Below are 13,309 nucleotides of genomic sequence, written 5' to 3' on the forward strand. Positions count from 1 at the left end.
CATTGTGGCACCTCCCTCCCGGGCGGCGACCACCGGGTAGGTTCACTCCCGTGGCTCATTTCCGACTGCAAGGTGGCAAGGTGCTCGCCGTCGCGATGGCGGGCGACGCCGTGAAGGCCAAGAACGGCGCGATGGTCGCGTACGACGGCCGGATGGCGTTCAAGAAGCTCTCCGGGGGCGGTGAGGGCCTGCGCGGCATGGTCACGCGCCGCATCACCGGCGAGCAGATGGAGCTCATGGAGGTGAAGGGCGAGGGCACCTGCTGGTTCGCGGACCGCGCGAGCGACATCAGCCTGGTCGCGCTGAACGGCGAGACGCTGTACGTCGAGTCCAGCAACCTGCTGTGCGCCGACGCGTCGCTGCGCACCGGCACCAGCTTCACCGGCCTGCGCGGCGCCTCCCAGGGCACCGGCCTGTTCACCACCACCGTGGAGGGCACCGGGCAGGCCGCGCTGACCTCCGCCGGCACACCGGTGGTGCTGCGCGTCTCGCACGGCCAGCCGCTCCAGGTCGACCCCGGCGCGTACGTGGCGCACACCGGCCGTCTGCGGCAGGACTTCCAGTCGGGAGTGAACTTCCGCACGTTCCTCGGCGAGGGTTCCGGCGAGGCGTTCCAGATCCGCTTCGAGGGCGAGGGCCTGGTCTACGTGCAGCCGAGCGAGCGCAACACGATCGGGGGGCAGATCTGATGCCGTTCCAGCAGATCAACTCCAAGATCGTGGAGGCGCGGGTCGTGCCGGGCTCGCGCATGTTCAGCCAGCGTGGCGCGATGATCGCCTACACCGGGCAGGTCGGCTTCACACCCAACATGTCCGGCGGCCAGGGCGGCGTGATGGCCATGATCGGCCGCCGCGCGGCGGGCGAGGCGGCGCCGCTGATGACCGTCGAGGGCGACGGCACCGTGATGTACGGCCACGGCGGCCACCACGTGCAGGTCATCGACCTCACGGGCGACACGCTGTACGTCGAGGCCGACCGGCTGCTCGCCTTCGACGGCACGTTGGAGCAGGGCACGATGTTCATGGGCTCCCAGGGCGGGGTCATGGGCATGGTGCGCGGTCAGGTGAGCGGCCAGGGCCTGTTCACCACCACGCTCCGCGGCCACGGCTCGGTCGCCGTCATGGCCCACGGCGGCGTCCTCGAACTGCCGATCACCCCCGACCGCCCGGTCCACGTCGACCCGCAGGCGTACGTCGCCCACCACGGCGACGTGCGCAACAAGCTGTCCACCGCGCTGGGTTGGCGCGACATGGTCGGCCGCGGCTCGGGTGAGGCGTTCCAGCTGGAGCTGTCCGGCAACGGCACGGTCTATGTGCAGGCGAGCGAGGAGAAGCTGTGACCACCCCTCAGGACTTCACGACGCTGCCGTCGGACGACAACGTCAACCCGTACACGTTCTGCGTGGAACTGCGCGGCAGCCGCTGGTTCCTGCAGAAGGGGAAGATGATCGCCTACTACGGGCAGATCGACTTCCACGGCATCGGCCACGGCCCGCTGGACCGGCTGGTCGCCGGCAGCTTCCACTCGCCGCTGCACGCGCAGGACTGGACCGTCGCCGAGGGCAGCGGCAAGATGCTGCTCACCGACCGCGCCTTCGACGTCAACAGCTACGACCTGGAGGACGGCAACCTGACCGTCCGGTCCGGCAACCTGCTGGCCTTCGAGCCGTCGCTGTCGCTGAAGCAGTCGATCATCCCCGGCTTCCTCACGCTGATCGGCACCGGAAAGTTCGTGGCCGCGTCCAACGGCCAGGTGCACTTCGTCGAGCCGCCGGTGCGCGTCGATCCGGAGGCGCTGGTCGGCTGGGCCGACTGCCCCTCCCCCTGCCACCACTACGACCACCAGTACATGCGGGGCGTGCTGGGCGGCCTCCGTGCCGTGACCGGGCTGGGCGGCACCTCCGGCGAGGAGCACCAGTACGAGTTCACGGGAGCGGGAACCGTGCTGATCCAGTCGACCGAGGTGATGAAGGACGTGCCGCTCGCGGGTGAGGGCGCGCACCAGGGCGGCCACGGCACGGCCGGGCAGCAGACGCCGCGACTGCCCGGCCAGCTCGGCGACCTTCAGCGACGCTTCGGACTCTAGTGCTGTGACCGGGAAAGTCCCTCCCCCACCCTTCGGCCGGGAGGTGCCCCCACGCGGGGCGGTGGCCGGACGACGCCACTTTCCCGACACACCCTGGGTACGCTCTCGACATGAACACGGACAAGGGCTGGCTGAGCGACGCGGAACAGCAGGCCTGGCGCACCCACCTCGACGTCAGCCGGCTGCTCATGTACCAGCTGGAGCGCGACCTCCAGCCCTTCGGGCTGACCAACAACGACTACGAGATCCTGGTCAACCTCTCCGAGTCGCCCGAGCACCGGGTGCGGATGAGCGAGCTCGCGCACCGCACCCGGCAGTCCAAGAGCCGCCTGTCCCACCAGATCACCCGCATGGAGAGCGCGGGGCTGGTGCGGCGCGAGAACTGCGAGTCCGACAAGCGCGGGCTGTTCGCCGTCCTGACCGAGCAGGGCTGGGAGACGATGCGGAACGTCGCGCCGCATCACGTGGCGTCGGTGCGCCGGCACTTCATCGACCTGCTCACCCCGGAGGCCCTTCAGGAGCTGCAGACGTCGCTCTCCACCGTTGCCGACCACCTGCACACCGCACACGACCGCTGAACGGCTCAGGGCCGCAGGTCAACACGGCAGACGGAGGGTGAAGAGGGCGCCGCCCCCGGGCGCGTCGGTGACGGTGAGGGTGCCGCCGTGGCGTTCCGCCACGTCGCGGGCGATGGCGAGACCCAGCCCGGCGCCGCCGTCGTCGCGGCTGCGGGCGTCGTCGAGGCGCACGAAGCGTGCGAAGATCCGCTCCCGCTCCCCGGACGGCACGCCGGAGCCGTCGTCGGCGACCTCCACCACCCCGGGCCGTACCGACACCCGCACACCGGCGGACGCGTGCCGCTGGGCGTTGTCCAGCAGGTTGCCGACCACCCGGCCGAGCTGCGTGCGCGACCCCGTCGCCGTGGTGTCGGCGCCCTCCGGAACGTCGAGCCGGACGGGCACCCTGGCGACCCGCTGCCGCAGCTCGTCCCGCACCACCTCGGCGAGGTCGACCCGACCGGTGCCGGGCTGCTCCCCTGCGTCCAGCCTGGCGAGGAGCAGCAGGTCGGCGGCGAGACTCTGGAGCCGGACGGTGTCCTGCACGGCGCCGTCCAGGTCCAGCAGGTCGGGGTGGTGCGCGCCGACCTCCAGCTGGGTGCGCAGGGAGGCGATGGGGCTGCGCAGCTCGTGGGACGCGTCGGCGACGAACCGGCGCTGCCGCTCCACGGCGCTCTCCAGCGCACCCAGCGTCTCGTTGGTCGTACGGGCCAGCGCGGCGACCTCGTCGCGGGCGTCCGGCTCGGGGACCCGGCGGGACAGGTCGGTGCTGGCGGTGATGTCGGCCATCCCGCGCCGGATGCCCTCCACCGGCCGCAGCGCCCGCCGCACGACCAGCCAGGTGACGGCGCCGACCACGGCCAGCACGACCGGCAGGCCGACCAGCATCGCGCGGGTGACCGAGGAGACCGCCTCCTCCTGGCCGGCGAGCGAGGCCCCGGCGTAGACGCTCACCGGGGTGCCGTCCCGGGTGACGGCGTGCACGGCGACGACCTGGAAGTCCTGGCGGCTGGTCGCCTCGCTCCCGCGCGCGAACTCGCCGTCCTCGTCGACGGACAGGGCGAGCACCTCGCTCCGGCTGTTGCGGTCGACCTCGACGGGTTCCGGCGCGGGGGCCGTCGTCGTGGGCCCGTCGTCGCCCCCGTCGTCCGCGTCGTCCCCGTCGTCGTCCCCGCCGGCGTCCCCGCCGGCGTCCCCGTCGTCGTCCCCGCCGTCGCCGGGCGGGCGCGCCGTCTCCGGCGGGTCCGGCTTCTCCTCCGCCGGGGAGAAGTCCGCGAACGAGCCGCCGGGCGCGGAGGACCCGAGGACCCGTCCGCGGCCGTCGACCACCTGCACCGGCTCGTCGACGTCCAGGCCGTCGACCCGGGACACGCCGCTCGCCCGCACGTCCGTGACCTGTGCGGCCACCTCGCGCGCCGCGGACTCGGCGCGCAGCCGGGTGTTGTCCGCCAGGCCCGCCCGGAGGGTGAACACCACGGCCACCCCGGTCAGGACGAGTGCGACGGCGACCACCACGGTCGCACCGACGGCGGCCCGCAGCCGTACCGAGCCCCTACGCACGGCCGTCCAGCCGGTACCCGGCCCCCCGGACCGTGCGGATGCGGTCGGCGCCCAGCTTCCGGCGCAGCGCGCTCACGTGCACCTCGACCACGTTGACGTCGCCCTCGTAGGCGAAGTCCCAGGAGTGCTCCAGGATCTCCGCCTTGGAGACGACCTCCCCGGCCCGCGAGGCGAGCTGTTCCAGGACGGCGAACTCCTTCGCCGTCAGCGCGACCTCCTCCTCGTCCACCGTGACCCGGCGGCTACCCGGGTCGACGGCCAGGTCCCCGACGCGCAGCAGGGCCGCGCCGCCGCGGGTTCGGCGGCGCAGCAGCGCCCGTACGCGGGCCAGCAGCACCACGTAGCTGAACGGCTTGGTCAGGTAGTCGTCGGCGCCGGTGTCCAGGCCCTCGGCCTCGTCGTACTCGCCGTCCTTGGCGGTCAGCATCAGGATCGGCGTCTCGTCCCCGGCCGCGCGCAGCGCGGAGCAGACGCGGTAGCCGTTCATGCCGGGCAGCATGATGTCGAGGACGATCAGGTCGTAGCCGCCCTCGCCCGCCCGGTGCAGGCCGTCCAGCCCGTCGTGCACGACGTCCACGACGAAACCCTCGGCGGTCAGGCCGCGTGCCAGCGACACGGCGAGCCTGCGCTCGTCCTCCACGATCAGCAACCGCATGCGCCCAGCTTGCCCGACCGGACCTGAAGGGATCTTCAGGCCGCTTCAGCGTGCCTTCAGCTCCGGCTTGCGACGGTGTTCCCACATCGCAGGAACGACACGGGAGGAACCCCATGAACCGCAAGCTCGTCATCGCCGCCGTCGCCGCGTCCACCCTCGCCGTCGGCGGCACGACGGCGGCCTTCGCCGGTGACTCCGGCGGCACGGAAGCGCCGTCGCCGGGCCAGTCGCAGGGCCAGTCGCAGGACGACGACCGGGACGACGCGGACGACCGCGACGACCGCGACGACCGCGACGACCGCGACGACCGCGACGACCGCGAGCAGGGTGACGCGGACGACCGCGACGACGCGAAGGCGCTGTCCGGGGCCCAGCTCAGCGCGAAGGAGGCCGTCGACAAGGCTCTGGCCTCGGTGAACGGCAAGGTCGAGTCGATCGAGCTGGACGACGAGGCCGGTGGTCGCCTGGCCTGGGACGCCGACGTGCTGGGCGACGACGGCACCTGGCACGAGGTGCGCATCGACGCCGACAGCGGCGAGGTGACGCAGCAGACGGACGACGACCGCGACGACGCGGACGACCGGGACGACGACCGCGACCGCGACGACGCGGACGACCGGGACGACGACTGACGGGCCCGCCCCGGCACCGGGGCGGCCGTGCGGCGGGGCCGGGAGAGCTCTCCCGGCCCCGCGCCGTGGTGGCGGCCGTGCTTCACTGGCGTCCGTCGCACCCCCGGCCCGTACGACCCGGCCGGGAGCGTCGACCGTCCGGTTCGCCCATCGGGGAGACAGGCATGCAGCCCCTACGCGGAATCACGGTGGTGTCGCTCGAACAGGCCCTCGCCGCGCCGTACGCGAGCCGCCACCTCGCCGACCTCGGCGCGCGGGTGATCAAGGTGGAGCGGCCCGGCACCGGCGACTTCGCCCGCTCGTACGACGCGCGCACCGCCGGTCTCAGCGCGCACTTCGTGTGGGCGAACCGCAACAAGGAGTCCCTCACTCTCGACTTCAAGGACCCGCGCGGCCTGGACGTGCTGCGCCGGCTGCTGGCCGACGCGGACGTGTTCCTCCAGAACCTGGCGCCCGGCGCGACGGCCCGCGCCGGTCTGGGCGCCGAGGAGCTGCGGGCGCTCAACCCGCGCCTCATCGTGTGCGACATCTCCGGCTACGGGTCCCCGGGGCCGTACGAGGGGCGCAAGGCCTACGACCTGCTCGTGCAGTGCGAGGCCGGCCTGGTGTCCGTCACCGGCACCGAGGAGGAGATGGCGAAGGTCGGCGTCCCGGTGTCCGACATCGCCGCGGGCATGTACGCCTACAGCTCCGTCCTGGCCGCCCTGCTGGAACGCGGGCAGACCGGGACCGGCAGGCACCTGGACATCTCGATGCTCGAGTCCGCCGTCGAGTGGATGGGGTTCCCGCTGTACTACGCCTACGACGGCGCGCCGCCACCCCCGCGTTCGGGTGCCGCGCACGCGACCATCCAGCCGTACGGGCCCTTCACGGCGGGTGACGGGACGGTCGTGATGATGGCCGTCCAGAACGACCGCGAGTGGCGCGGCCTGTGCGCCGCGTTCCTGGACGACCCCGGGCTCGCCGACCACCCCGACTACGCGACGAACGCCGGCCGCAGCGACCACCGGGAGGCCCTCGGAGCGGTCCTCGCGTCCCGCTTCGCACAGCTGACCGGCGCCGAGGCCGTCGGCCTGCTCAGTTCCATTCCCGTCGCCAACGCCCGGGTCAACACCCCGGCCGAGGTGTGGGACCACCCCCAGCTGGCCGCGCGCGGCCGCTGGCACGAGGTCGCCACGCCGGCCGGTCCCGTCCGGGCGCCGGCCCCGCCGGGTCAGCAGCCCGGCGAGGCGCGGACGGACCCGGTGCCCGCGCTCGGCGCACACACCCGGGCCATCCTGGCCGAGCTGGGGCTCGCCGAGGACGAGATCGACCGGCTGATCGAGGACGGCGCGGCATGACGGACCGGAGGTCCGCCGCCCGGATCAGCTCTCCTGCGTGAGTCCTGCGACCAGCTCGTCCGCCGCCGCGTAGGGGTCGAGGGAGCCGCTCACGATGCGTTCGGCGAGCGCGCCCAGCCGGCGGTCGCCGCTGAGGCTGCCGATCCGCTCGCGCAGGGCGGTCACCGCGATCGTCTCGATCTCGTGGGCGGCCCGCCGGGCGCGCCGCTCCCCGAGCACTCCGCGCTCCTCCATCCAGGCGCGGTGCTTCTCCAGCGCCTCGACGACCTCGTCCAGGCCCTCGCCGCGGGCGGCGACGGTCTTGACGATCGGCGGACGCCAGTCCCCCGGGGCACGCGCCTCGCCGAGACCCAGCATGTGGTTGAGCTCGCGGGCCGTGGCGTCCGCGCCGTCCCGGTCGGCCTTGTTGACGACGTAGACGTCGCCGATCTCCAGGATGCCCGCCTTCGCGGCCTGGATGCCGTCGCCCATGCCCGGGGCCAGCAGGACCACGCTGGTGTCCGCCTGGGAGGCGATCTCCACCTCCGACTGCCCGACACCCACCGTCTCGACGAGGATCACGTCGCAGCCGGCGGCGTCCAGCACCCGGATGGCCTGCGGTGCGGCCCAGGCGAGGCCGCCGAGGTGACCGCGCGTGGCCATCGACCGGATGTAGACGCCGGGGTCGGAGGCGTGCTCGCTCATCCGCACCCGGTCACCGAGCAGCGCGCCGCCCGAGAACGGGGACGACGGGTCGACCGCGAGCACGCCGACCCGCTTCCCGGCCCGCCGGTAGGCGGAGACCAGTGCGGAGGTCGAGGTGGACTTGCCCACGCCGGGCGAGCCGGTCAGCCCGACCACGTACGCGTTTCCGCAGCGCGGAGCGAGCGCCGCCATGACCTCGCGGAGCTGCGGGGACGCCCCCTCGACCAGAGAGATCAGCCGGGCGACGGCACGCGGCCGCCCCTCCCGGGCCTGCGTCACCAGCGTGGGGACGTCCACCACTTCTCATTCCTCCGTACAGCCGGACTTCCGAACCGTGGAACCGCTCACTTACCGGGGACCCGTAGCACCAGCGCGTCGCCCTGGCCGCCGCCGCCGCACAGCGCCGCGGCGCCGACGCCGCCGCCCCGGCGGCCCAGCTCCAGCGCCAGGTGCAGGACGATGCGGGCACCGGACATCCCGATCGGGTGACCCAGTGCGATCGCGCCACCGTTGACGTTCACCTTTTCAGGTGACACGCCGAGGTCCTTCATCGACTGGACGCAGACGGCGGCGAACGCCTCGTTGATCTCGACGAGGTCCAGGTCGCCGACCGACAGGCCCTCCTTCTTCAGAGCGTGCTGGATCGCCTGGGACGGCTGCGACTGAAGCGAGTTGTCCGGGCCGGCGACGTTGCCGTGGGCGCCGATCTCGGCGATCCACTCCAGGCCCAGCTCCTGAGCCTTGGCCTTGCTCATCACCACGACGGCCGCCGCGCCGTCGGAGATCTGCGAGGCGGAGCCGGCGGTGATGGTGCCGTCCTTGGCGAAGGCGGGACGCAGCTTGCCGAGCGACTCGGCGGTGGTGTCGCCGCGGATGCCCTCGTCCTGCGAGAAGACCACCGGGTCGCCCTTGCGCTGGGGGATCTCGACCGGGGCGATCTCGGCGTCGAACAGGCCGTCCGCCTGGGCCTTCGCGGCCTTCTGGTGGGAGGCGGCGGCGATCTCGTCCTGCTCGGGGCGGCCGATGCCCAGACGGGTGTTGTGCTTCTCCGTGGACTCGCCCATGGCGATGTTCTCGAAGGAGTCGGTGAGCCCGTCGTACGCCATCGCGTCGAGCATCTCGACCGCGCCGTACTTGAAGCCGGAGCGCGACTTGGGCAGCAGGTGCGGGGCGTTGGTCATGGACTCCTGGCCACCGGCGACGATCACGTCGAACTCGCCGGCACGCACGAGCTGGTCGGCCAGCGCGATGGCGTCGAGACCGGAGAGGCACACCTTGTTCACCGTCAGTGCCGGGACGCTCATCGGGATGCCGGCCTTCACGGCGGCCTGCCGGGCGGGGATCTGGCCGGCGCCGGCCTGGAGGACCTGGCCCATGATCACGTACTCGACCTGGTCGCCGGCGACGCCCGCCCGCTCCAGTGCCGCCTTGATCGCGAAGCCGCCGAGGTCGGCCCCCGAGAAGGACTTCAGCGACCCGAGCAGCCGCCCCATGGGGGTGCGCGCACCCGCGACGATGACCGATGTGGTGCTGCTGGACGTGTCCGTCATGGCAGGGTCCCTTCCAGCGGGAGGTTAACGACTGTTATCTACACGGTACTGAGCGGTCAGGTCCCCGGTCACCGGTCGGACGGTGTGACCGTGCGCACGTTGCGTAATCGCGCATTGCGGAACCGCGCCCGACACGCTGCACTGTCCTCATGCTGACGCGTATCGATCACATCGGGATCGCCTGTACCGACCTCGACGCCACCGTCGAGTTCTACCGTGCCACCTACGGCTTCGAGGTGTTCCACACCGAGGTCAACGAGGAGCAGGGGGTCCGCGAGGCCATGCTCCGCATCAACGGCACCGACGACGGCGGGGCCTCCTACCTCCAGCTGCTGGAGCCGACGCGTGAGGACTCCGCGGTCGGGAAGTGGCTGGCGAAGAACGGGGAGGGCGTCCACCACATCGCGTTCGGCACGGCCGACGTGGACGCGGAGGCGGCCGGCATCCGCGACAAGGGCGTGCGGGTGCTCTACGACGAGCCGCGGCGCGGCTCGATGGACTCGCGCATCACGTTCCTGCACCCCAAGGACTGCCACGGGGTGCTGACCGAGCTCGTGACCTCCGCCGCCACCTCCGGCCGGGGGGCGGAGCACACGGACCACTGACGTCCGCTTCCCCGGCCGGTAGAGTGGCCGCGCGGCCGGGGCCGCTTGTCCAAGACCCCGGGAAGAAGCCGTGCCCAGGCCCTGCCCGGGCGGGCGCGGGTTCCTCGTTCCGCCGATGATCTGACACCATTTCCTCGGCACGTCCGGGAGATGTCCCGTACGGGCGTCTGCCGCGCATGGTGACGGGGGTGCAGGACAGTTCACCTTCATAGGCGACCAGGGGACGGATGGGACCGCGCAGTGCGGGGCAACGACCGCTACGAGGCTGACGACCACCTCTCGCGATTCGAAGCCGAGATGGAGCGGCTGAAGAAGGAGCGGGAGAAGGCGGTCGACCACGCCGACGACCTCGGCTACCAGGTCGAAGTGCTGCGTGCCAAGCTCCACGAGGCGCGCCGCGCTCTCGCCACGCGCCCGGCCGCCGGCTTCGAGAACCTCTCCCACCAGGCCGAACAGCTCCTGCACAACGCGCAGATGCAGGCCGACCAGATGCGCTCGGACGCCGAGCGCGAGCTGCGGGAGGCGCGCGCACAGACGCAGCGACTCCTCCAGGAGCAGGCCGAGGCCCAGTCGCGGCTGGAGTCCGAGCTGCACACCGAGGCCGTGCGGCGCCGGCGGCAGCTGGACGAAGAGCTGTCCGAACGCCGCTCCACGGTCGAGTCGCACGTCAACGAGAACGTCTCCTGGGCCGAGCAACTGCGCACCCGCACCGAACAGCAGGCCCGCCGCCTGATGGAGGAGACGCGGGCCGAGTCCGAACGGTCCCTCGCCCAGGCGCGTGCGGAGGCGCAGCGGCTCACCGAGGAGTCCCGCCACCGGATGGCCGCCGAGGCCGAGAACGCCCGGGCCGAGGCGGACGCCATGCTGCGCCGTGCCCGCGCCGAGGCCGAGCGGATGCTCTCCAACGCCACCGGGCAGGCGCAGGAGGCCACCGAGCAGGCCGAGCAGCTGCGCAGCCGCAGCTCGGGCGAGGCCGAGAGCAGCCGCCGCGAGGCCGCCGACCTGGTCCGCCGCGCCGAGGCGCGGATGCGGGAGGCCGAGACGGCCCTGCGCGAGGCCCGCGCGGAGGCCGAGAAGAAACTCACCGAGGCCGAGGAGGCCGCCGCCAAGAAGCTCGGTGACGCGGAGTCGGTCAACGAGCAGCGGGTGCGGACCGCCAAGTCCGAGGTGGCCCGCATGGTCGGCCAGGCCACCAAGGAGTCGGAGACGCTCCGCGGGGAGGCCGAACAGGTCCTCTCCGACGCCCGCACCGAAGCCGAGCGGCTCGTCGCCGAGGCCCGCGAAGAGGCTCGCACCCGCACCGCGGAGGAGTCGGCGCACCAGCTCGCCGAGGCCGCGCGTACGGCCGAGGACGTGCTCAACAAGGCGTCCGAAAAGGCCAAGGCCACCACGAAGGCGGCCACCGAGGAGGCCGAACGACTGCGCCGGGAGGCGGAGGAGGAGGCCGACCGGCTCCGCGCCGAGGCGCACGACGTCGCCACGGAACTCAAGGGCGCGGCCAAGGACGACACCAAGGAATACCGCGCCAAGACCGTCGAACTCCAGGAGGAGGCGCGGCGGCTGCGCGGCGAGGCGGAGCAACTGCGCGCCGAGGCCGTCGAGGAGGGCGAGAACATCCGCGGCGAGGCCCGCCGCGACGCCGTCCAGCAGATCGAGGAGGCCGCCACCAGCGCGGAGGAGCTGCTGGCGAAGGCGCGCACCGACGCCGAGGAACTCCGCGGCGACGCCGCGACGGAGAGCGAACGGGTCCGCACCGAGGCGATCGAGCGCGCCACCAGCCTGCGGCGGCAGGCCGACGAGGCGCTGGAACGCGCCCGCAAGGAGGCCGAGGAGCTGCGCTCCGGCGCAGAGGAGCAGGTCGAACAGAGCCGTACCGAGGCCGCCGAGGCGAGCCGCCGGGTCCGGGAGGACGCCGAGCAGGCCGTGGCCGAACTGCGCGCGGAGGCCGACCGGGAGCTGGAACGCCTGCGTGCCGACGCCGAGGACAAGGTGTCCCGCGCGGAGGAGGAGCTGCGGCTGGCCCGCGGCGAGGCCGACCGGCTGCGCGAGGAGGCCCGCACCGAGACCGAGCAGTTCCGGGTGGAGGCCGCCGAGAAGCGCCGCGCTCTCCAGCAGCAGGCCGAGGACGAGGCCGAACGGGTCCGCACCGAGGCGATCTCGGACGCGACCCAGGCACGTGCGGAGGGCGAGAACGTCGCCGTGCAGCTGCGCAGCGACGCCGCCGCCGAGGCGGAACGGCTGCGGACGGAGGCGCAGGAGTCCGCGGACCGGATGCGCCGGGAGGCAGACGCCGCGGCCGAGCGCACCAACACCGAGGCCTCGGAGGCACTGGAGGCCGCCCGCGTCGAGGCCGAGCGGCGGCGCCGGGAAGCGGAGGAACTGCTCGCCCACGCCCGCGAGGAGGCACACCAGGAACGTACGGCCGCCCGCGAGCAGGGAGAGGAACTGCTGGCCACGGCGCGGCAGCGGGTCGACGACGCGCAGGCCGAGGCCGTCCGCATCGTCGAGGAGGCCGAACGGCACGCCGCGGACCTGGTGGCCAGTGCCGAGGACACCGCACGGCAGGTGCGCGAGTCGGTGGCGGGGCTGCACGAGCAGGCGGAGCAGGAGATCACCGGGCTGCGCCGCGAGGCGCAGGAGGAGTTGGAGGCGGCGCGTTCGCTGGCCGAACGCACCGTGGACGAGGCGCTGGAGGCCGCCGAGCGGACCCGCGCGGACGCCGACCGCGCCCGGGACGAGGCCCGCGAGGACGCGGCACGCAAGCGCGGCGAGGCGGCCGAGCAGGCCGACACGCTGCTGGCGCAGGCCCGCGAGGAGGCCGAGACGTCGGCCGCCTCGGCCCAGGAGCGGGCCGACAGGCTGCTGGCCTCCGCCCGCGAGGAGGCCGAGGGCATGGTGAACAGCGCCCGTGCGGAGGGCCGCGAGAGGGTCGAGAAGGCCCGCGCGGATGCGAACACCCTGCTGGAGGAGGCCCGGACCGACGCCGCCGCGACCCGGGAGCGCGCCGAGGAACTGCGCGACCGGATCACGGGCGAGGTGGAGGAGCTGCACGAGCGGGCCCGCCGGGAGTCGGCGGAGGCGATGAAGTCCGCCGGCGAACGGTGCGACGCCCTGGTGAAGGCCGCCGAGGAACAGCTCGACGAGGCACGGCGGAAGGCCGCGGAGCTGGTCGACGACGCGGAGTCGGAGGCCGGAAAGGTGCGGATCGCCGCCGTGCGCAAGGCGGAAGGTCTGCTCAAGGAGGCCGAGCAGCGCAAGGCGACGCTGCTGGCCGAGGCGGAGAAGACCCGCGAGGACGCCGAGGCCGAGGCCCAGCGGACCCTCGACGCCGGACAGCGTGAACTCGAGGTGCTGGAGCGCCGTCAGGAGGACATCAACGCCGAGATCTCCCGTGTGCAGGACGTGCTGGAGGCCCTGGAGTCGTTCGAGGCGCCCGGCGGTGCCGGCGGCGGCAAGGGGTCCGGAAAGAACAGCGGCGGCCGGAAGAGCGGTTCGGACTCCGATGCGAACGGCGGCGTCAAGGCGGGTGCCGGCGCGGGCGGTTCACGCGGCGGTGGCAAGCCGTCCGGGCGTTAGCCACTCGAACGAGCGAGCATTCTCCACAACAAACGGGCATCAGCTCGATGACACGCCGCTTGTCC

12 protein-coding genes are annotated in these 13,309 nt (G+C 73.1%); 8 read left to right on the plus strand and 4 right to left on the minus strand.

Features of this window, described 5'->3' with window-relative positions:
• The first annotated feature begins 50 nt into the window (after nucleotides 1–50).
• From RM572_RS18765 to RM572_RS18780, 4 genes are all read left to right on the plus strand, one after another.
• Nucleotides 51–689: an AIM24 family protein gene (locus RM572_RS18765; protein WP_311674512.1), complete on the plus strand. Its 639-nt coding sequence runs from the start codon at nucleotides 51–53 to the stop codon at nucleotides 687–689.
• On the plus strand, nucleotides 689–1,339 hold the full coding sequence (locus RM572_RS18770) for an AIM24 family protein (protein ID WP_311674513.1): 651 nt from the start codon (nucleotides 689–691) through the stop codon (nucleotides 1,337–1,339). Before RM572_RS18765 ends, RM572_RS18770 begins: the two co-directional genes overlap by 1 nt.
• A complete protein-coding gene (locus RM572_RS18775) occupies nucleotides 1,336–2,085 on the plus strand; it encodes an AIM24 family protein (protein ID WP_311674514.1) in 750 nt (249 codons plus the stop codon). The genes RM572_RS18770 and RM572_RS18775 overlap by 4 nt, the downstream gene beginning before the upstream one ends.
• A 110-nt stretch (nucleotides 2,086–2,195) precedes the next feature.
• The gene (locus RM572_RS18780) at nucleotides 2,196–2,663 is read left to right on the plus strand and encodes a MarR family winged helix-turn-helix transcriptional regulator (protein ID WP_027765992.1); all 468 of its coding nucleotides are present in this window, start codon (nucleotides 2,196–2,198) and stop codon (nucleotides 2,661–2,663) included.
• A gap of 18 nt (nucleotides 2,664–2,681) precedes the next feature.
• Here RM572_RS18780 and RM572_RS18785 read toward each other — a convergent pair whose 3' ends face one another.
• Both RM572_RS18785 and RM572_RS18790 read right to left on the minus strand, forming a co-directional pair.
• Complete coding sequence (locus RM572_RS18785; protein ID WP_311674515.1) at nucleotides 2,682–4,202, minus strand: sensor histidine kinase; 1,521 nt, start codon at nucleotides 4,200–4,202, stop codon at nucleotides 2,682–2,684.
• Nucleotides 4,195–4,857 carry a response regulator transcription factor gene (locus RM572_RS18790; RefSeq protein WP_311674516.1) on the minus strand — a complete coding sequence of 221 codons (663 nt, stop codon included), beginning with the start codon at nucleotides 4,855–4,857 and terminating at the stop codon, nucleotides 4,195–4,197. Before RM572_RS18790 ends, RM572_RS18785 begins: the two co-directional genes overlap by 8 nt.
• A 113-nt stretch (nucleotides 4,858–4,970) precedes the next feature.
• Here RM572_RS18790 and RM572_RS18795 point away from each other — a divergent pair, with 113 nt between their 5' ends.
• Together RM572_RS18795 and RM572_RS18800 are read left to right on the plus strand one after the other, a co-directional pair.
• On the plus strand, nucleotides 4,971–5,489 hold the full coding sequence (locus tag RM572_RS18795) for a PepSY domain-containing protein (RefSeq protein WP_311674517.1): 519 nt from the start codon (nucleotides 4,971–4,973) through the stop codon (nucleotides 5,487–5,489).
• A 164-nt stretch (nucleotides 5,490–5,653) separates the two neighbouring features.
• Nucleotides 5,654–6,829 carry a CaiB/BaiF CoA transferase family protein gene (locus RM572_RS18800; protein ID WP_311674518.1) on the plus strand — a complete coding sequence of 392 codons (1,176 nt, stop codon included), beginning with the start codon at nucleotides 5,654–5,656 and terminating at the stop codon, nucleotides 6,827–6,829.
• A gap of 24 nt (nucleotides 6,830–6,853) precedes the next feature.
• Here RM572_RS18800 and meaB read toward each other — a convergent pair whose 3' ends face one another.
• A complete protein-coding gene (gene meaB / locus RM572_RS18805; protein WP_311674519.1) occupies nucleotides 6,854–7,813 on the minus strand; it encodes a methylmalonyl Co-A mutase-associated GTPase MeaB in 960 nt (319 codons plus the stop codon).
• Between the two features lie 44 nt (nucleotides 7,814–7,857).
• Entirely contained in the window at nucleotides 7,858–9,063 is a 1,206-nt protein-coding gene (locus RM572_RS18810) for an acetyl-CoA C-acetyltransferase (RefSeq protein WP_311674520.1), read from the minus strand.
• 149 nt (nucleotides 9,064–9,212) lie between these two features.
• Between RM572_RS18810 and mce the strand changes: the two genes are divergently transcribed.
• Nucleotides 9,213–9,668, plus strand: coding sequence for a methylmalonyl-CoA epimerase (gene mce / locus RM572_RS18815; RefSeq protein ID WP_311674521.1), 456 nt, complete (start codon nucleotides 9,213–9,215; stop codon nucleotides 9,666–9,668).
• A 240-nt stretch (nucleotides 9,669–9,908) separates the two neighbouring features.
• Nucleotides 9,909–13,244, plus strand: coding sequence for a polarized growth protein Scy (gene scy, locus RM572_RS18820; RefSeq protein ID WP_311674522.1), 3,336 nt, complete (start codon nucleotides 9,909–9,911; stop codon nucleotides 13,242–13,244).
• Nucleotides 13,245–13,309: the final 65 nt, after the last annotated feature.

Source organism: Streptomyces hazeniae, assembly GCF_031845485.1.
Lineage (GTDB): Bacteria > Actinomycetota > Actinomycetes > Streptomycetales > Streptomycetaceae > Streptomyces > Streptomyces hazeniae.

Excerpts from the sequence above, each read along its gene's own strand:
- RM572_RS18780 (WP_027765992.1), top strand. The coding sequence starts at position 2,196 with ATGAACACGGACAAGGGCTGGCTGAGCGACGCGGAACAGCAGGCCTGG.
- RM572_RS18800 (WP_311674518.1), top strand. The coding sequence starts at position 5,654 with ATGCAGCCCCTACGCGGAATCACGGTGGTGTCGCTCGAACAGGCCCTC.
- RM572_RS18810 (WP_311674520.1), bottom strand. The coding sequence starts at position 9,063 with ATGACGGACACGTCCAGCAGCACCACATCGGTCATCGTCGCGGGTGCG.
- RM572_RS18790 (WP_311674516.1), bottom strand. The coding sequence starts at position 4,857 with ATGCGGTTGCTGATCGTGGAGGACGAGCGCAGGCTCGCCGTGTCGCTG.
- RM572_RS18795 (WP_311674517.1), top strand. The coding sequence starts at position 4,971 with ATGAACCGCAAGCTCGTCATCGCCGCCGTCGCCGCGTCCACCCTCGCC.
- RM572_RS18770 (WP_311674513.1), top strand. The coding sequence starts at position 689 with ATGCCGTTCCAGCAGATCAACTCCAAGATCGTGGAGGCGCGGGTCGTG.
- mce (WP_311674521.1), top strand. The coding sequence starts at position 9,213 with ATGCTGACGCGTATCGATCACATCGGGATCGCCTGTACCGACCTCGAC.